Origin of the sequence: Methylobacterium fujisawaense (assembly GCF_039619325.1) — a bacterium.
Classification (GTDB): domain Bacteria; phylum Pseudomonadota; class Alphaproteobacteria; order Rhizobiales; family Beijerinckiaceae; genus Methylobacterium; species Methylobacterium fujisawaense.
This window is the reverse complement of sequence record NZ_CP155000.1, coordinates 4,506,169-4,525,025: the sequence shown is the minus strand read 5'-3', so window position 1 is coordinate 4,525,025 and position 18,857 is coordinate 4,506,169. Positions and strand designations below refer to the sequence as shown.

14 protein-coding genes are annotated in these 18,857 nt (G+C 72.2%); 2 read left to right on the top strand and 12 right to left on the bottom strand.

All coding sequences use genetic code 11. The annotated features are described in order from the left end of the window. Positions 1-21 precede the first annotated feature (21 nt). The 4 genes from ABC766_RS21445 to ABC766_RS21430 all read right to left on the bottom strand — a co-directional run bounded on the left by ABC766_RS21445 (position 22) and on the right by ABC766_RS21430 (position 6,788). The gene (locus tag ABC766_RS21445; protein WP_345819441.1) at positions 22-1,683 is read right to left on the bottom strand and encodes an OFA family MFS transporter; all 1,662 of its coding nucleotides are present in this window, start codon (positions 1,681-1,683) and stop codon (positions 22-24) included. A gap of 298 nt (positions 1,684-1,981) precedes the next feature. Then, positions 1,982-2,668 (bottom strand): metal ABC transporter permease, encoded by a 687-nt coding sequence (locus ABC766_RS21440; protein ID WP_345819440.1) that lies wholly within the window; start codon positions 2,666-2,668, stop codon positions 1,982-1,984. A gap of 163 nt (positions 2,669-2,831) precedes the next feature. Further along, the gene (gene acnA / locus ABC766_RS21435; protein WP_043356884.1) at positions 2,832-5,531 is read right to left on the bottom strand and encodes an aconitate hydratase AcnA; all 2,700 of its coding nucleotides are present in this window, start codon (positions 5,529-5,531) and stop codon (positions 2,832-2,834) included. A 438-nt stretch (positions 5,532-5,969) separates the two neighbouring features. Then, the gene (locus tag ABC766_RS21430) at positions 5,970-6,788 is read right to left on the bottom strand and encodes a hypothetical protein (RefSeq protein WP_427902328.1); all 819 of its coding nucleotides are present in this window, start codon (positions 6,786-6,788) and stop codon (positions 5,970-5,972) included. A 129-nt stretch (positions 6,789-6,917) separates the two neighbouring features. Here ABC766_RS21430 and ABC766_RS21425 point away from each other — a divergent pair, with 129 nt between their 5' ends. Next, entirely contained in the window at positions 6,918-8,318 is a 1,401-nt protein-coding gene (locus ABC766_RS21425; RefSeq protein ID WP_345819438.1) for a leucyl aminopeptidase family protein, read from the top strand. A 38-nt stretch (positions 8,319-8,356) separates the two neighbouring features. On the opposite strand, the gene ABC766_RS21420 is transcribed toward ABC766_RS21425, so the two are convergent. The 3 genes from ABC766_RS21420 to ABC766_RS21410 all read right to left on the bottom strand — a co-directional run bounded on the left by ABC766_RS21420 (position 8,357) and on the right by ABC766_RS21410 (position 12,752). Further along, positions 8,357-9,529, bottom strand: coding sequence for a M20 aminoacylase family protein (locus ABC766_RS21420; protein ID WP_043381111.1), 1,173 nt, complete (start codon positions 9,527-9,529; stop codon positions 8,357-8,359). A 278-nt stretch (positions 9,530-9,807) separates the two neighbouring features. Then, entirely contained in the window at positions 9,808-10,281 is a 474-nt protein-coding gene (gene cueR / locus ABC766_RS21415; protein WP_043356871.1) for a Cu(I)-responsive transcriptional regulator, read from the bottom strand. Continuing rightward, positions 10,278-12,752, bottom strand: a complete 2,475-nt coding sequence (locus tag ABC766_RS21410; RefSeq protein WP_345819437.1) for a heavy metal translocating P-type ATPase — start codon at positions 12,750-12,752, stop codon at positions 10,278-10,280. Before ABC766_RS21410 ends, cueR begins: the two co-directional genes overlap by 4 nt. 178 nt (positions 12,753-12,930) lie before the next feature. On the opposite strand from ABC766_RS21410, the gene ABC766_RS21405 reads away from it, so the two are divergent. After that, on the top strand, positions 12,931-13,542 hold the full coding sequence (locus tag ABC766_RS21405) for a glutathione S-transferase family protein (protein WP_345819436.1): 612 nt from the start codon (positions 12,931-12,933) through the stop codon (positions 13,540-13,542). Here ABC766_RS21405 and ABC766_RS21400 read toward each other — a convergent pair. The 5 genes from ABC766_RS21400 to ABC766_RS21380 form a co-directional block, all read right to left on the bottom strand. Then, positions 13,524-14,795 carry an ATP-binding protein gene (locus tag ABC766_RS21400; RefSeq protein WP_078947064.1) on the bottom strand — a complete coding sequence of 424 codons (1,272 nt, stop codon included), beginning with the start codon at positions 14,793-14,795 and terminating at the stop codon, positions 13,524-13,526. The genes ABC766_RS21405 and ABC766_RS21400 overlap by 19 nt on opposite strands. A 15-nt stretch (positions 14,796-14,810) precedes the next feature. Then, positions 14,811-15,899: a lysylphosphatidylglycerol synthase domain-containing protein gene (locus ABC766_RS21395; RefSeq protein ID WP_043350479.1), complete on the bottom strand. Its 1,089-nt coding sequence runs from the start codon at positions 15,897-15,899 to the stop codon at positions 14,811-14,813. Between the two features lie 151 nt (positions 15,900-16,050). Beyond that, positions 16,051-16,680: a uracil-DNA glycosylase gene (locus tag ABC766_RS21390; RefSeq protein WP_345819435.1), complete on the bottom strand. Its 630-nt coding sequence runs from the start codon at positions 16,678-16,680 to the stop codon at positions 16,051-16,053. Further along, positions 16,670-17,428, bottom strand: coding sequence for a PIG-L family deacetylase (locus ABC766_RS21385; protein ID WP_345819434.1), 759 nt, complete (start codon positions 17,426-17,428; stop codon positions 16,670-16,672). The genes ABC766_RS21390 and ABC766_RS21385 overlap by 11 nt, the downstream gene beginning before the upstream one ends. 157 nt (positions 17,429-17,585) lie before the next feature. Then, a complete protein-coding gene (locus ABC766_RS21380) occupies positions 17,586-18,824 on the bottom strand; it encodes a glycosyltransferase family 4 protein (RefSeq protein WP_345819433.1) in 1,239 nt (412 codons plus the stop codon). Positions 18,825-18,857: the final 33 nt, after the last annotated feature.

Genomic DNA, 18,857 nt, shown 5'->3' with positions numbered 1-18,857 from the left:
GCCACAACCGAGCGATCGGGTTCAGCGGAACAGGATGAACGCCTTGGACAGGGTGATGCCGATGCCCCAGACGATCGGGATGCCGACCACCGCCCAGGCCAGGCCGGCGCCGGGGCTGAAGCCGCCGTGGCCGATGCCGAAGGAGCCCGACGGCCCGGAGGCCGTGGCGCCCGAGCGGACATCCAGGGAGGCCCGCTCGGAATCGGACATGAACCACCTTTGCGCCAGCGGCCGGACCAGCAGGTTGCAGAGGAACCCGACCGCCAGGAAGCTCGCGAGCACGTACATGGTCCGGCCGTAGAGGTCCGCCCCCTGCACGCCGGCCGCGACCTGCGCCTCGCGGATCTTGGTGATGACGAAGGGCCCGACGATGCCCGCCATCGACCACGCGGTGAGCAGGCGCCCGTGGATGGCGCCCACGAACTGCGTGCCGAACACGTCGGCGAGGTAGGCCGGGACCGTCGCGAAGCCGCCGCCATACATGGACAGGATCACGCAGAAGATCGCGACGAACAGCGCCTGCGAGCCGATGCCGGCTGCCCAGGGCGCGGCCGCATACAGGAGGCCGCCCAGGGCGAAGAAGATCGCGTAGGTGCCCTTCCGGCCGATCCGGTCCGACATCGAGGCCCAGAAGAACCGGCCCAGGATGTTGAACAGGGAGAGCAGGCCGACGAAACCCGCCGCGATGGCGGCGACCTGCGCCTTCTGGCCGGCGTCGAGGGCGGAGAAGCCGGTGCCCGGCAGGCCGATCAGCTCGCCGCCAAAGATCTCCTGGAGCATCGGCGAGGCCAGCGCCAGCACGCCGATGCCGGCGGACACGTTGAGGAACAGGACGAGCCAGATCATCCAGAACTGGAAGGTCTTGTGCGCGTCGCGCAGATGGACGTGGCCCGAGGCGATCATGGCGTTCTTGGCGGTCGGGTTGGTCCAGCCGTCCGGGCGCCAGCCGGCCGGGGGCACCCGGTAGCCGAAGGCGCCCCCCAGCATGAACAGGATGTACCCGACACCCATCACGGCGAGCGTCTGCCAGACACCGGCCGAATCCGCGGTCCGGAAGCTCTTGATCAGGCTGTCCGCCAGGGGCGAGCCGATCATCGCGCCGCCGCCGAAGCCCATGATCGCCATGCCGGTGGCCATGCCGCGGCGATCCGGGAACCATTTGATCAACGTGGACACCGGCGAGATGTAGCCGAGGCCCAGCCCGATGCCGCCGATCAGGCCCATGCCGAGCCAGACCAGCCAGAGCTGGTGGACGTAGACGCCGAAGGCGCCGATCAGGAAGCCGCCGCCCCAGCAGAGGGCCGCCGCGATGCCGGCCTTGCGCGGGCCGGCCCGTTCCAGCCAGCCACCGAACAGGGCGGCCGAGAGGCCGAGCACGACGATGCCGATGGAAAACACGGTGACGAGGTCGCTCACCCGCCAGTCGCAGGTCGTCGTGAACAGGGCCGTCATCACGCCCATGTTGGGGCAGGCGGCAGGAGCCGGCTGACCCACGGAAAGCGCCCGGGTCAGCGGCAGCCAGAACACCGACAGGCCGTAGGCCATCCCGATACAGAGATGGATCGCCAGCGCCGCCGGCGGGACCAACCATCGGTTGAAGCCCGGCTTGGCGACGATCCGCTCGCGCGACAACAGATTCGGGATTCTCTCAGGCGCGATCGCGCCCGCCACTCCAGCGCCCATCTTGGATTCCTCCGCCGCAGCCTCGTTGACGGGCCGCTCGGCGGCGGAAGATGCGCGATTTGTGTGCACGGCACCAGCGCGTGGCACGCTGGGGAAGCAATTTTAATCCGTTCCCGCGCCGTTTGTATGCGCCTTCCCGGCGAATGGACCTTCGCCCCGCGCGTCGAGGCCGGACCGATTGCCCCCCTCCCGGCGGCCCGAAGGCGTCCGCGACGCGGCTGCAGGGCGAAGATCGAACGTCGCCCCCAGGCTCCTGATCGGCCCGCGCGACGGAATGCGTCGGGCGGGCCGTCCGGCCTTACATGGGCGGGGTCAGGCCGTCCTTGCCGACCGCGATGAGCTTGCCGTCGGCCTTGGCGCCATCCTTGGCGACCACGGCGAAGACCTTGGAGCCGGGCGTCAGGATCGCCTTGTCGGCGGGCTCGAACGCGACGATCGGCGCCGAGGAGGGCACCACGATCTCCTTGGAGCCGTCCTTGCCGTAGCTCACCGTCAGGGTGCGCTCGCCGCCGGAGGCCGCCTTGTCGGCCTTCACGGTGCCGTTGGTCATGGCGCTCTTCACCTTGGGGGCGCCCGACGTCTCGGCCTTCACGGTGCCGTTGGTCATGGCGCTCTTCACCTTGGCGCCGGCGCCGGCGGTCTGATCGGTGATCGTATCCCAGCCGTAATGGCCCTCGCCGGTGCCGCGCATCGAGTCGGGGAAGAGCACGACCTCCAGGGCGGTCATCGGGTTCTCGCCCTTGGTGGCGGTGCCGATGAAGACGCCGTCCTTGATCTGATCGAGGCTGGACGGGACCACCCAGGCGAACTTGGCGCCCGCGACATCCACCGTCTCGGTCTTGCCGTCGTCGGTCTTGATCGTGAGCGTGCTGCCGTCGGCTTTGTCGACGGTACCGCGGACGCGCTCGACCTGCGCGGCGAAGGCCGCACTCGACAGGAGGGCGGTCAGGCCGGCGGCGGCGAGGGTCTTGCTGAGGTGCTTCATCGGGGTCCCATCCTGGATGCGGAAGCCCGGTTATGGGGCGACACGCGCGCGAAACAAGGTTGTGCGCAAGCGAAATGATCGCCCTGAGAAACAAATAAGGCGGCGCCCGGGGGACGCCGCCTCATCGGTCGCGGGGGCGGCCCGAGGACCGCCCGGTGCATGGTCAGGCCGCGAGCGAGCGCAGCACGTAGGGCAGGATGCCGCCGTTGCGGAAGTATTCCAGCTCGTCGAGGGTATCGATCCGGCAGGTCAGAGGGACCTGCTTCACCGAACCGTCGGCGGACTTGATCTCCGCGGTGAGCGTCTGGCGGGGCTTCAATTCGCCGGCGAGGCCCTTGATGGTGACGGTCTCGTCACCCTTCAGGCCCAGCGACTGCCAGCTCGTGTCGCCCTGGAAGACCAGCGGCACCACGCCCATGCCGACGAGGTTCGAGCGGTGGATGCGCTCGAAGCTCTCGGCCACCACGGCGCGGACGCCCAGCAGCTTCGTGCCCTTCGCCGCCCAGTCGCGCGACGAGCCGGTGCCGTATTCCTTGCCGGCGAAGATGACGAGCGGCGTGCCCTGTTCGGCGTACTTCATCGCCGCGTCGTAGATGAACATCTTCTCGCCGGAGGGCTGGAAGTGCGTCCACCCGCCCTCGACCACGCCGCCGGAGGCGTCCTTCACCATCTGGTTCTTGATGCGGATGTTGGCGAAGGTGCCCCGCATCATCACCTCGTGGTTGCCGCGCCGCGTGCCGTACTGGTTGAAGTCCTGCACGCGCACCTGATGCGACTGCAGGTACTCGCCGGCCGGCGAGGCCGCGCGGATGTTGCCCGCCGGCGAGATGTGGTCTGTGGTGATCGAGTCGAGGAACAGGCCGAGGATGCGCGCATCCGCGATGTCCTCGACCGGCTTCGGGGTCTTCTCCATGCCGACGAAGTAGGGCGGGTTCTGCACGTAGGTGGAGCCCGGGTTCCACGCGAAGGTCTCGGCCTCGGTGACCTCGACGTCCTTCCAGTTCTGGTCGCCGCCGAACACGTCCGCGTAGCGGGACTTGAACAGCGCCGAGGTGATGTTCTCCTCGATGAACTGCTGCACCTCGGCCGAGGACGGCCAGATGTCCTTCAGGTAGACGGGCTTGCCGTCCGAGCCCAGGCCGAGGGGCTCGGTGGTGATGTCGATCTGCATCGAGCCGGCCAGCGCGTAGGCGACCACGAGGGGCGGCGAAGCGAGGTAGTTCGCCCGCACGTCGGGGTTCACGCGGCCCTCGAAGTTGCGGTTGCCCGAGAGCACCGCCGCGGCCACGATGTCATTGTCGTTGATGGCCTTGGAGATCGCCTCCGGCAGCGGGCCGGAATTGCCGATGCAGGTGGTGCAGCCGAAGCCCACGAGGTTGAAGCCGAGCGCGTCGAGGGGGTCCTGCAGGCCGGATTTTTCGAGATATTCACCGACCACCTGCGATCCGGGCGCGAGCGAAGTCTTCACCCACGGCTTGGAGCGCAGGCCCTTGGCCACCGCATTGCGAGCCAGAAGCCCGGCGCCGATCATCACCGAGGGATTCGACGTGTTGGTGCAGCTTGTGATCGCCGCGATCACCACGTCGCCGTGCCCGAGGTCGAAGTTCGTGCCCTCGACGGGGTAGCGGCGCGCGATGTCGGCGGCCTTCTTGAACTCGGTCTCCATCGAGCCGGCGAAGCCCGGCTTGGCGCCGTCGAGGAGCACCCGGTCCTGCGGGCGCTTCGGGCCGGCGAGCGAGGGCCGGACCTCGCCCATGTCGAGCTCCAGCGTGTCGGTGAAGACCGGATCGGGGGTCTGGGCGTCGCGCCACATGCCCTGCGCCTTGGCGTAGGCCTCCACCAGGGCGATCCGGTCGTCGGAGCGGCCGGTGACCTTCAGGAAGTCGATGGTCTTCTGGTCGATCGGGAAGAAGCCGCAGGTGGCGCCGTATTCCGGAGCCATGTTGGAGATCGTGGCCCGGTCGGCGACCGCCATGTCGTCGAGGCCGGGGCCGTAGAACTCCACGAACTTGCCGACCACGCCCTTCTTGCGCAGCATCTGGGTGACGGTGAGCACGAGGTCGGTGGCGGTGGTGCCCTCGGGCAGCTTGCCCGACAGCTTGAAGCCCACGACCTCGGGGATCAGCATCGACAGCGGCTGGCCGAGCATGGCCGCCTCGGCCTCGATGCCGCCGACGCCCCAGCCCAGCACGGCCATGCCGTTGACCATGGTGGTGTGCGAATCGGTGCCGACCAGCGAATCGGGATAGGCCACCTCGGACCCGTCCTCGGACTTCGTCCAGACGGTCTGGGCGAGGTATTCCAGGTTTACCTGGTGGCAGATGCCGGTGCCCGGCGGGACCACGGAGAAGTTGTCGAAGGCCGACTGGCCCCACTTCAGGAAGGTGTAGCGCTCGCCGTTGCGCGAGTATTCCAGGGCAACGTTGTCGGCCAGCGCCTTCGGGGTTCCGAACTCGTCGACGATCACCGAGTGGTCGATGACGAGGTCCACCGGCACCAGCGGGTTGATCTTCTGCGGGTCGCCGCCCAGCGCCACCATGGCGTCGCGCATGGCGGCGAGGTCGACCACCGCCGGCACGCCGGTGAAGTCCTGCATCAGCACGCGGGCGGGGCGGAACGCGATCTCGACCTCGGCCTTGCCCTTCTGGTCGAGCCAGCCGACGGCGGCCGCGATGTCGGCCTTCTTGACCGAGCGGTCGTCCTCGCAGCGCAGCAGGTTCTCCAGGATCACCTTCATGGAGAAGGGCAGCGCGGTGGCCGAGGCGAGGCCGTTCTTCTCGGCCGCGGGAATGGAATAGTAGGTGTAGGTCTTGCCGCCGGCTTCGAGCGTCTGGCGGGCCTTGAAGCTGTCGAGTGAGGGCACGGCTGGTTCTATCCTCGCTGCGGGTTGTCGAACACGCGCAGGCAAGACCTGCGCTACGAGATCCGTGTTCGGCCTGTGTAGCGCCCGACGGGCGCGCGCCGCCCCGGGAGTGCCCGGGCAGGACGATGCGCGGGGGCGATTTGGACGCCCGTGATGCCGCGCGGCGCAGCCGGGGAGGGATATAGAACTTTTCGAATCTGGCCGCTACCGGGTCGTCGTGACAGGTGCGTTTTCCTGTCGGGCACGGTGCGGAGCGGGCACGACGGCGGTGAGCGGGTGCGTGCGCCGTCCCGTTCCGCGCATGGGGTCAGGCGACCTCTGCGTCGGGGTGCATCGTCGGTCCTGGACGCCGAAGGCGGGCCCGGACCGGCGGGGTGACCGGCCGCCTTGGGTTTCGGCGCGGATCGGACCGAAGAATCAGGCCGATGGGCCGTCGCGTCACCCCTGGCCCGGCGCCCCCAGGCCGGACAACGACTTGGGCCGATTGGGCTGGGCCGCGAGCCTGCGCAGGGAGGCGACGTTCGTGGCCGCCTCCTCGAGGCTCATGTCGCGGCGCAGGACCGCCTCGGCATCGGCGAAGCGGCCTTTGAGGCCCAGGACCATGGCGAGATTCGCCCGCACCCGCGCGTCGGCGCCGGGCTGGTCGGCGGCCTGCCGGAGGGTCTGCTCCGCGAGATCGAGATTGCGCGACAGCGCGTAGGACAGGCCGAGATTGGACAGGAGCGAGGGCTCGTCCGGCCGGATCTTGAGGGCGGCCTCGTAGAAGCTCTGCGCACGCTCCTGCTCGCCGAGCTGGGCGGAGGCCGAGCCCTGTGCCGACAGGATGCGCCAGTCGGGATTGGCGGGCGTATGCGCGTTGGCGAGCACGTCGATCGCCTCGCGGAATCGACCCGCCTCGACCAGCGACTTGCCGTAGGCGCCGAGGAGGACCCGGTCGCGCGGGTTGCGCAGGGCCGCCTGCTGCAGCACCGCCGAGGCCTGGCTGATCTGATCGGTGGCCCGCAGGGCGCGGGCATAGGCGATCGCCGTGCGGCCGTCGGTGGGATCGGCGTTGAACCGCTCGGCCAGCCGGTCGATGTCCTGTCGCGCGGGCACCGCGGCGGCGGCCGGTGTGCCCCCGAGCGAGCCGATCGAGCCGGTCGTTTCCGGAGAGCGGGTGTTGCAGCCGGCAAGCCCCAGCGCGACGACGGCCGCCACCAGAGCGGCGCGGCCTCCGGCATTGGCCTGGGATCGTGTGACCCGGATCAGGGCCGTCATCATGGTACGCTCCGCCGGCATCTGGCCTGGACGCGATGGCACGCGCTTCACGCTCCCGGCCGGCCGGTGATAGAGCGTTAACCCTAACTACCGGTTAAGCCGCCCGTCGGGACGGCATGCGAGAGGCACATGACCCAGGCCGAGATTCCGGCGACGACCCTCGGGCTCCTGCCCGGCGACACGCAGACCGTGCCGGTGAGCCTGGTCACGACCGGGAGCTGGGCAAAGGTCGAAGCCGGCCTGGAACCGACCCAGCGGAGCTTCGCGCGGGCCATCGGCTTCAAGCCCAAGGCGGGCGGCCTCGCACTGCTGCCCGGCCCCGACGGCAGCCTCGCGCGGGTTCTGTTCGGACTCGGCGATCCGGAGGCGGCGACCCACGACCGGCTGCTCGTCGGCAAGCTGCCGGGGCTGCTGCCGGAGGGCGTGTTCCGGCTGGACGACGCGCCCGAGCCCGCCGAGGCGGCGCTCGCCTGGCTGATGGGGAGCTACCGCTTCGGCCGCTACCGCTCCGGCGGCGGGAGCCAGGCCCGGCTCGTGGCGCCGGCCGGCATCGACGCGGCCGAGGTGGAGCGGATCGCCGCCGCGGTGGCGATGGGCCGCGATCTCGTCAACACGCCGGCCAACGATCTCGGCCCCGCCGAGATCGAGGCGGCGGCCCGGACGCTCGGCGCGCGCCACGGCGCCTCCGTCACCGTCACGCAGGGCGAGGCGCTCGCCACGGAGTATCCCCTGATCCACGCGGTGGGCGCCGCCTCGCCCCGGGCGCCACGGCTCATCGACCTGACCTGGGGGCCGGCGGACGCCCCGCGCGTGACCCTGGTCGGCAAGGGGGTGGCCTTCGACACCGGCGGCCTCGACATCAAGCCGTCGGCCGCGATGCTGCTGATGAAGAAGGACATGGGCGGGGCCGCCGCAGCGCTGGCCGCCGCCGACATGGTCATGGGCGCGCGCCTGCACCTGCGCCTGCGCCTGCTGATCCCCGCGGTGGAGAACGCCGTATCGGGCAACGCCTTCCGCCCCGGCGACGTGCTGCCGAGCCGGGCCGGGCTCAGCGTCGAGATCGGCAACACCGATGCGGAAGGCCGGCTGATCCTGGCCGACGCGCTCGCCCTCGCGGACGCGGACTCCCCCGACCTGATCCTCGACTTCTCGACCCTCACCGGCGCCGCCCGGGTGGCCCTCGGGCCGGACCTGCCGGCCTTCTTCACGGAGGACGATGCGCTGGCCGAAGCGGTGGCACAGGCCGGCCGGGCGGCGATCGATCCGGTCTGGCGCATGCCGCTGCACGCGCCCTACGCGAGCCTCCTCGACTCCAAGGTGGCCGACCTCAACAACGTGTCCGGCGGGCCGTTCGCGGGGGCGATCACCGCGGCCCTGTTCCTGCGCCGCTTCGCACCCAACACCAAGGCGCACGGCCATTTCGATCTCTACGGCTGGAACCCCTCCACCAAGCCCGGGCGGCCCGAGGGCGGCGAGGTTCAGACCGCGCGGCTGACCTACACGCTGCTCAAGACGCGCTACGGGGGCTGATACGGCCTCCGCGAGGCTCGGGACGGCGGGGCGCGCGCTCAGGCGGTGAGCGGCAAGCCGGTCTCGATCAGGCGCGCCCACAGGGAAGCCCCGTACGGCGCGGCCGCGTCGTTGAAATCGTAATGCGGGTGATGGAGCGAGGCGCTGTCGCCGTTGCCGATGAACATGTAGGCGCCGGGGCGGCGGCCGAGCATGTAGGAGAAATCCTCCGCGGTCATCATCGGCGCCACCGCGCGATCGACGTTCTCTCGCCCCACCAGGGCCTCGGCGACATCGGCCATGAAGTCGGTCTCGGCGGGATGGTTCTCGGTGACCGGATAGCTCGATCCGTACTCGACCCGGCCGCGGGCGCCGAAGCCGCCGGCGATGTCGGCCACGAGGGTCTCGATCCGTCCCTTGATCTGGCTGCGCACCGCCTGGGACAGCGTGCGCATGGTGCCGCGCATGGTCACGGTCTGCGGCAGGACGTTGAAGGCCTCGCCGGCCTCGAGCGCACAGACCGAGACCACCGCCTGCTGCACCGGGTCGAGGTTGCGCGACACGATGCTCTGCAGGGCGATGATCACGTGGCTCGACACGAGCACGCTGTCGATGGCGTTCTGCGGGAGCGCCGCGTGCCCGCCCCGCCCCTCGATGGTCACGGTGAAGCGGTCGGTGGAGGCCATGATCGGCCCCGGGCGGATCGCGAAGGTGCCGATCGCCATGCCGGGGATGTTGTGCATCCCGTAGACCGACTCGACGCCGAACCGCTCCATCAGGCCGTCCTCGACCATGGCCTCGCCGCCGCCCCCGCCCTCCTCGGCGGGCTGGAAGATCAGCACGGCCGCCCCGTCGAAGTCCCGGGTCTCAGAGAGGTACTTGGCGGCGCCGAGGAGCATGGTCGTGTGCCCGTCATGGCCGCAGGCGTGCATCTTGCCCGGCACGGTGGAGCGGTAGGGCAGGTCGCGCACCTCCTGGATCGGCAGGGCATCCATGTCGGCGCGCAGGCCGATGGCGCGGTTGGAGGCGCAGCCCTTGCCCCGGATCACGCCGACCACCCCGGTGCGGCCGATGCCGGTGACCACCTCGTCGCAGCCGAAGGACCGCAGCGTCTCGGCCACGAAGCCGGCGGTGCGGGTGACATCGTAGAGCAGCTCGGGATGGGCGTGCAGGTCGTGCCGCCACGCCGTCATCGTGTCGGCGAAGTCGCGGATCCGTTCGAGGACGGGCATCGGGTCGGGGCTTTCGTGGCCTTTGGGGTGGGCCGGACCAGCAAAGCCGGGGCCAGCGCCGCCGTCAACGGCCGCGCTTGGCGCATGCGCGGCGCCCAGGGCCCGATCCGGACGACGCGCAGAGCCCGGCCGTCCGGATCACCCACCCGAACCGGGAGCGCCGCGCACCGACCTCGCAGGGGGAGTCAACGGATCGCCCCGTTCTGTGAGGGAGACGAGCCGGGATCGTGGCGCGCCACCGAGCCTCCGCCGGCGGCCCAGTGCGCCTTCCGGTCCGCTCAGGCCGCCCCCCGCGCCGGTCCCCGCCCCGCCAGCCCGCGGCTGCGCCGCCGTGGTTCGGGGGGATGGTCGTCCGCGGCGAGATCGTCGAGGATCGGGCAATCCGGCCTCTCGTCGCCGCAGCAGGCCTCCGCCAGATGCTCCAGCGTCCGCGCCATCCCCTCCATCTCGGCGATGCGGCGGCGCAGATCGGCGATCTGCTCCTGCGCGATCGCCTTCACCCCGGCGCTCGGCCGGGCGCGGTCGCGCCAGAGCGCCAGCAGATCCGCGATCGCGTCGACGCTGAAGCCGAGGTCGCGGGCGCGGCGGATGAAGCGGAGCGTGTGGAGGTCGGCGTCGCCGTAATGGCGGTAGCCGGATTCGGACCGCGCGGCCGGCGGCAGCAGGCCGGTCGCCTCGTACCAGCGGATCATCTTGGCCGAGACGCCGGTGCGGCGCGCCGCCTCGCCGATCGTCAGACTCGCCGCGCTCATGCCGCCCTCGCGTTGAGCGCGGGCGCCGCGCCGGCCGCGGGCCGTCCGCCGGCCCGGCGCAGCCGCAGGGCATTGCCGAGGACGAACACGCTGGAAAACGCCATGGCGCCCGCGGCCAGGATCGGCGACAGGGCCGGGCCGCCGAACGGCACCAGCACGCCGGCCGCCACCGGGATCAAGGCGGCGTTGTAGGCGAAGGCCCAGAACAGGTTCTGGCGGATGTTGGCCATCACCGCCCGCGACAGCGCCAGGGCCTCGACCAGGGCCTCCAGGTCGCCCGACATCAGCACCACGTCGGCGCTCTCGACCGCGATGTCGGTGCCGGTGCCGATGGCCAGCCCGACATCGGCCTCCGCCAGTGCCGGCGCGTCGTTGATGCCGTCGCCCACGAAGGCCACCGGCCCGTGCTCGGCCCGGAACCGCTGGACGGCCTCGACCTTCCCGCCGGGCAATACCCCGGCGGCCACCGCGTCGATGCCGAGGCTCCGCGCCACGCCGGCGGCGGTGACGGGGTCGTCGCCCGTGACCATCGCCACCACGAGGCCGCGCGCCTTCAGGGCCGCCACGGCCGCACGGGCCCCCGCCTTCACGGGATCGGCCACCGCCAGGATCGCGGCATGGCGGCCGTCGAGGACGAGGTGGACCGGGCTGCGGCCCTGGCTGGCCAGCGTCTCGGCGCGGGCGGCGAGATCCGGGTTCAGGGCGACGCCGAGCCGTTCCAGGTAGCGCGGGGCGCCGACAGCTACGGCCCGGCCAGCGACCCGTCCGGAGATTCCGAAGCCCGCCACCGCCTCGAAGCGGTCCGGCTCCGGCATGGCGAGGCCGCGGTCGCGGGCGGCCGCCACCACGGCGCCGGCCAGCGGGTGCTCGGAGCGGGTCTCCAGCGCGGCCGCGAGGGCCAGGGCCTCGGCCTCGGCGATGCCCACAGCCGGCACGATCTCGGTGAGCCGGGGGCGGCCCTCGGTCAGGGTGCCGGTCTTGTCGAGGGCCACGACCCGCACGTCGCGCAGGCCCTGCAGCGCGGCGCCGTCGCGGAACAGTACGCCGCGCGCCGCCGCGCGTCCGGTGCCGACCATGATGGCGGTGGGCGTCGCCAGACCCATGGCGCAGGGGCAGGCGATGATCAGCACCGCCACGGCGTTAACCAGCGCCGGACCCAGCGAAGGGGCCGGCGCCAGGAGCAGCCACGCCAGGAAGGTCGCCGCGGCGATCCCGATCACCGCCGGCACGAACCGTCCCGTGACGCGGTCGACCAGGGCCTGGATCGGCAGCTTGCCGCTCTGGGCGCGCTCCACCAGGGCGGCGATCTGCGCGACCACGGTGGCGCCGCCCACGGCCTCGACCCGCAGGTCGAGGCTGCCGCGGCCGTTGAGGGTGCCGCCGACCACGGAATCGCCCGGCCCCTTGCGCACCGGCGCGGGCTCGCCGGTCACCATGCTCTCGTCGACATGGCTGGTCCCGGAGACCACGGCGCCGTCCGCCGCCACCCGCTCGCCCGGACGCACCCGGACGACGTCGCCGAGGCGCAGGGCGTCGAGGGGCACCTCGGTCTCGGCGCCGTCGCGGACGATCCGGGCGGTCTTCGGGGTCAAGTCCATCAGCCGGGCGATCGCCTGGCCGGTCCGCCCCTTGGCCCGGGCCTCCAGGGTCCGGCCGAGCAGGATCAGCGTGACGATCAGGACGCTCGCCTCGAAGTAGAGGTGCGCGGCCCCCGCCGGCAGGAGGTCGGGCGCCAGGGTCGAGACCAGCGAGTACAGGTAGGCGGCCCCGGCCCCGAGGGCGACCAGGGCGTTCATGTCGGGATGGCCGCGCAGCAGGCCCGGGACGCCGCGCAGGAAGAAGCGCCGCCCCGGCCCTGCGAGGACCAGGGTGGCGAGGATCGCCTGGACCAGGGCCGTCACCGGGCCGCCATGCAGCCCGGGAAGAAGGTGGCCGCCCATGTCGAGGACGACGACGGGCGCCGAGAGCACGGCGGCCGCGATCAGGTCGCGGCGCAGGGCGCGGCCCTCCTCCGCCTGACGGGCCGACGGGTCGGCCGGCTGGCCGGCCTCGACCGGGCGGGCGTCGTAGCCGGCCGCCGCCACGGCCGTCACCAGATCGTCCATCGACACGACGCCCTCGGGATGCCGGATCGCGGCCCGTCCGGCGGCGAGGTTGACGCTGGCTCCGGTCACCCCCGGCACGGCGGCCAGCGCCCGCTCGACCCGGCCCACGCAGCTCGCGCAGGACATGCCGTCCACGGCCAGCAGGCTCTGCGTCTCGGGGACGGGGTAGCCGGCCTCCGCCAGCGCCGTCGCGACCTCCACCGGGCTCTTGCCCCCATCGAGGACGAGGCTGGCGCGCTGGGTGGCGAGGTTCACCGCCACGTCCCGGGTGCCGGGCAGCGCCGCGAGGGCGCGCTCCACGCGGCCGACGCAGGAGGCGCAGGACATGCCCGTGACGGGCAGGGTCAGGGCGACGGATTTCGACATGGCGGTGATCCGGTTCGAAGCATCCATGCCGGGTCAGATGGGGCTTCCCATCATGGGAAGGTCAAGGGCGCGCGGGCCGGATATCGGACAGATCCGGGCGATGGCGAGCCGCTTCGCCCGTTGTCGAATCGCTCGCGCCCGGCCAAGCTTCCCGCATGCCGGAGCGACGAGGGCGCGGATGAGCGAACCGCTGACGATCTATGGCGACCCGGGCTCCGGGAACTGCCTCAAGGTCAAGTGGGTCGCGGCCCATCTCGGCATCCCGGCGGTCTGGCGCGACGTGGATGTCCCGGGCGGCGGGACCCGCACGCCCGACTTCCTGGCCCTGAACCCCGCCGGGCGGGTGCCGATCGTCGTCCTGCCCGACGGCGCCGTGCTGTCGGAATCGAACGCGATCATCGTCTATCTCGCGGAAGGCTCCGCGCTGATCCCTGAAGCGGCCCTGTCCCGTGCCCGGATGCTGCAGTGGATGTTCTGGGAGCAGTACAGCCACGAGCCCTACATCGCGGTCCGCCGCTACCAGCTCCATTACCTCAAGCGGGCGCCGGAGGATCTCGACCCGAAGCTCGCCGAGCGCGGCGCCGACGCCCTGCGGCTGATGGAGCGGACGCTGGCCTGTTCCGCCTTCCTGGCGGGCGAGGCCCTGACCCTCGCCGATGTGGCGCTCGTCGCCTACACCCGCATGGCCCATGAGGGCGGCTTCGACCTCGCGGGCTACGGGGCCATCCGCGCCTGGATCGGGCGCGTCGAGGACGGCCTCGGGATCGGCCCCTATGCCGGGCCGGCCTGATCGGCCGGGGGCGGCAGCGCGGCGGTGCCGTATTCCGGCAGGCTGACCCGCACGGTGGTCCCCTCCCCCACCGCGCTCTCGATGGCGATGCGTCCGCGGTGGCGGTTGAGGCTGTGCTTGACGATGGCGAGCCCCAGGCCCGTGCCCCCGCGGGCGCGGCTCGACGCGACGTCGACCCGGTAGAAGCGCTCCGTGAGCCGCGGGATGTGCTCGGGCGGGATGCCCGGCCCGTCATCGACCACGGACAGGACGATCCGGGGCCCGAGCCGCGGATCGTCCTCGCGGGCGAGCCCGACGCTGATCCGGCCGCCGCCGTATTTGACGGCGTTCTCGATCAGGTTCTCGATCACCCGGGCGAGCTCGTCGGAATCGCCGGGGACCGCGAAGGGGCCGGCGCCCTCCTCCAGGCGGATCGTGGCGCCCCGCGCCTCGGCGGGCGGCCCCTGGGCGTCGACCATCTGGCGGGCCAACGCCGCGAGATCGACCACGGCGGTGGGGGCCACGTGCTCCCGCAGCTCGATCCGCGACAGCGACAGGAGATCGTCGATCAGCCGGGTCATGCGCAGGGCCTGGACGCGCATGATCTCCAGGAAGCGCTCCCGGGCCTGCGCGTCATCGCGGGCGGGGCCCTGCAGGGTCTCGATGAAGCCGATCAGGGTGGCCAGCGGCGTGCGCAGCTCGTGGCTCGCATTGGCGACGAAGTCGACCCGCATGGCCTCCAGACGCCGGGCCGAGGTGAGGTCGCGCAGGAACAGCAGCGCGCTGACGCCGGATCCGTCGGGCATCGGCAGGGCGCCGATCTGGACCTCGAAGGTCCGCTCCAGGGGCACCCGGGTCGACAGCGCGACGCGGCGCGGCAGGCCGGAACTCAGAACCGCCTCGACGCCGTCCAGGACCTCCGGGTCGCGGAGCGCAAAGGACAGGGGCCGGGCGTGGTGCAGGGCCGGCAGGAGGGCCCGGGCGGCGGGGTTCGCCTCCACCACCAGGGTGCGCCGGTCCACCAGGATCACCGGATCCGGCACGTGGGCCAGGAGCGCCTCGGCGACGGCGTGGCGCTGCGTGGTTGCAGCCGGACGCGGCACCGGGGCCTCGCGGCCGCGGCCGCCGAGCCAGCCGCCCAGGCAGACGGCCACGAGCCCGGTCAGGATCAGCGGGAGATCGAGCCGCCCGGCCAGCGCGGTGGCGAGCCCGAGCAGACCCGCGGCGATCGCGGCGCCGGTCCAGGCGGGGGAGCTGCGCAGGCGACCGGACATGGCAGGCGCGGCGGATCAGCGGGTTTCGGACTCGTCGCGCCACGCCCGGCCGGACGGGCCGGCCGTGCCCTCCGGAGGCCCCGGATCGCGCGCGCCGCCCGCCCGCTTGACGATCTCGTACAGGCCGAGCATCGCCAGGGCGGTCACGAACGGGACGACGTAGTAGCAGCCCCGGAACAGCAGCAGCGAGGTCAGCACCTCGTTGCGCGGCAGGCTCGACAGGGCGAGCAGGACCGTCGCCTCGAACACCCCGATGCCGCCGGGGGCATTCGACGCGATGCCCAGCATGGCGGCGAGCACGTAGATCGCCAGGAAGGTGGTGAAGCCGAGCGTCGTCTCCTGCGGCAGCAGCACGTAGAGCACGGCCGCCGCCGCGCAGACGTCGCCGATCCCGACGATCATCTGGCCGATGGAGACGGAGGCCCCGGGCAGTTCCAGACGCCAGTGCTTGACGGTGATGCTGCGCTTCTTGGCCGAGACCCAGGCGAGGTAGCCGAGCACGAGGGCGAGCGCCGCGAGGCCGACGCCCTGATTGATCCGGATCGACGTGAAGGCGAGCCCGGCGAGCTGGCCTGCCTCGATGATCAGGCTCAGACCCAGCACCACGCCCATGCCGAGCCAGAAGGTGAAGCCGGCGATCACGGTCAGAGCCGCGATCTTGGCGGTGGACAGGCCCTGCCGGGCATAGATCCAGTAGCGGATCGTGCCGGCGGTGAGCAGCGGGAAACCCAGGGTGAAGCTCACCGCATAGCTCGTGAACGAGGCGAGCGCGGTGATCCGGTACGGCACCTTGATCTTGAGCTGGCGCAGGGCCAGCGCGTCGTAGCCGGTGAGGAACACGTAGCTGACGCCGACGAACAGGAAGGCGAGCCCGAGCTGCTCGGCGGTCGCGGCCGCGATGGCGCTGCGCACCTCCGCCCAGCTCACGCTCTGGACGAGCTTCCACAGGACGCCGAGGGAAACCGCGAACAGCACGATGCTGGCGCCCGTGCCGATCCAGGCATAGCGGCTGCGCCGGACCTTCCGCTTCGCGTCCGCGGCGGCATCGTGCTCAACCGGCTCGACCGGCTCGGCCGGGCTCCGGTGCTGTCCCTGAAAATTCATGCCGATCGGCGTCCGCCCTTCCGGCTGCGCGGCCCGGCCGAAGGCCGTCAGCCCGAGCCGGAAACTCCCGGACCGCGGCCCGTTGCCCCGCATGTAGGCCGAACCGGCGCCCAAGACCAGGGAAGCGGCCGCCGGGACAGGCGTTCTATCCTCAGCCGGGCATCCGCCCGAGCCGCGCCGCCGCCTCGGCGAGGCCCCGCCGGATCCGAGCCGACACCTCCGGCGCGGTGCAGACATAGGTCGGACTCGGATGCGGCACCCGGATGACCGGCAGGTCGGGGCGGAGCACCGCGAGCGCCGGCGCCGCCTCGCCGGCGAAGCGGCCGGCCAGCACCGCCACGGCGAGGCGCGGCAGGAGGTCGAGGAGCGGGGCCAGATAGGGCGCGGCGGCCGCGACCTCCGCGCGGCGGGGTGCGCGGTTGCGTGCGCCCTCCTGGTGGATCAGCCAGGGGACGGTGTTCCAGATCAGCGTGTCGGCGCGGGCGATGCCGGCCTCGGCGAGGAAGCGGAACAGGTTCGAGGCGGTGCCGTTCGCGCTGTCGCGGGTCACGAAGCCGGTGCGCAGCACCGCCGGGCCCGGTGTCTCGAGGAGGAGCAGCAACCGGGCGCCGACGCCGCCATCCAGGGGGTCGGGCGCCGGGACCGGGGCGCCACGCTCGGCCGCAATGCGCGCGGCGAGGGCCCGGATCGGGGCGATGTGGGGGCTGCCGATCAGGGCGCGGCGTGCCGCGAGGGCGTCCGGATCGGCCAGGGCCCTCGGCGCCTGCGGCTCAGCCGGCATCGAGCCCGGGGACGGTCACGCCGAGCGGGCCGGACAGGCGGAAGCGCTCGAGGCCCTCCTCCCGGGCGAGGCGCGCGTCGAGGCCGGCCAGGCCGCCGAACTGGAAACCGATCTGGCTGGCATAGGCCGCGCAGGCGGCGCGCTTGCGGGCTTGCGCCTCCGGATCGAGGCGCATCACCGGCTCGGGAAGCCCCGCGAACAGCGCGGCCAGCGGCGCCTTCGGCGCGGCCTCCCGCACCGTGTAGGGAAAATCGCGCCACCACAGGATCGGCGACGGCACAGCGAGCCCGCGCAGCGCCCGGACCGCCTGGACGTGATCGACATGGCCGCCGATCGCCTGGGCGGCGAGGATCAGGTCGGGCCGCTCGGCGGCGATCAGATCCGCCAGGGCGGGGGCGAGGTCGCCCACGATGCCGTCGTCGGCGCGGGTCTCGGAGAAGAGTTCCGGCGGCGCGCCGTAGCCCCGGTGCGGCGCCTCCCGGAACGGCAGGTGGACGGGCGGCGCGATGCCGAGCGCGGCGGCGGCGCGGACATCCTCGTCCCGGCGCAGGGCCATGTAGTCGACCTCCGGCGCCAGGCCCTTGTCGAGCTGGCAGGCGAGGGCGAAGCCCGTCGGGTCGGCGACGCTGCCGGTGAACAGGGTCGCCATCACCACGCGCCAGCCGTCCCGCGCCAGGCCCGCCAGGAGGCCGCCGCAGGAGAAGGCCGCATCATCGAGATGGGGGGACAGGGCGAGGGCGATCGGCATGGTTCAGAGCCTGTCGGCTGGGGGGATGCTCCAACCCCGAGCCTCATCCGGAGGTGCCGGAACGCAAAGCCGGCGCGAGGGCGCCTTCGCGGCTTGCGCGTCGCGGGCGCACCTCAGGACGAGACCCCGGATGGGACGGCCCAAGTGCGAAGTCCCGTCAGAGCAGGTGTGGCTCGGCGCGGAACCGGCAGCTGGGATCGTCGGGCAGGTCCGTCGCAAAGTCGGTGGCCGGCGTCTCGGAACGCACCCGCGCGTAGACCTCCATGATCTGCCGCCCGACCGCGTGCCAGGAATAGACCCGCCGGCACTCCTCAAGGCCGGCGCTCGCGATGCGGCGGCGGAGCGCCGCGTCCGTGATGATCCGGGTGAGCGCGGAGGCCTGCGCCGGCACGTCGCCTGGATTCACCAGCAGCCCGTTCTCCCCGTCGCGCAGGCAGTCCGACACGCCGACCGCGTGGCACGAGACGGTGGCGAGCCCGGCCGCCAGCGCCTCCAGGATCGTGTTCGAGAACCCCTCCGCGTAGGTCGGCGAGACGAACACGTCGGCGCGGCGGTAGAGGTCGGGCACGGAGCCGTACTCGGCATAGCCCGTGAAGGCGATCTCGCGCTCGGAGAAGGCGTGCTCCGCGGCAAGCGCCTTGGCCGGGTCCACGTCGGGCCCGATCCCCGAGATCGTGGCCGCGAAGGGCGTGCCCTGCCGGCGCAGGATCGCCAGGGCCTCGATGAAATCGAGCACGCCTTTCCGGCGGTCGACCCGGCCGTGGTAGAACAGCCGCACCGGCCCGCCATGGGGCGCCGGCAGCCCGTCGGGCGTGCCCTGCGCGAAGCGCTCGGTGTCGACCGCGCCGGGCACGATCGTGAAGCGGGCGGGGTCCGAGCCCAGGCGCTCGCAGACCTCGTCCACGAAGGAGGCGCCGCCGATCAGCAGGGCGTTGGCGTGAGCCAGCACCTCGCACATGGCGACCCGGTGCGTCTCGCAGCAGGAGCCGACCCAGTGGCCGTCGCCGCCCTGGATCGAGACGACGCTCGGCACCCCGAGCTTGCGGGCGGCCAGCAGCACCGCCCAGCCGGTCGGGTAGCCGTACTGCGCGTGCAGGATGTCGAAGGGGTTCTGGGCGTGCTCTTGGGCGATCGCGTCCACCATGGTGGCGATGTCGCGCTCGAAATCGCCCGACGTCTGCTCGCCGAGCTGCTCCAGGCCGATCACCCGCACCCCCGGCACCGGCGGCGGCGGCCCGCCGCCGTAAACGCGGGTGCCGAAGGCGTCGCCCCGGTACTGCGAGATCATCGTCACGTCGTGGCCGGCGCCGACCAACTCGCGCAGCAGGTTCTGCGCGTAGACGCTCATGCCCGATATGGCGGGGAAGTAGCGGCGGCTGAGGAAGAGGATTCTCATCGTGCCGCCCCTTCGCGCAGACCGGGAGCGGTG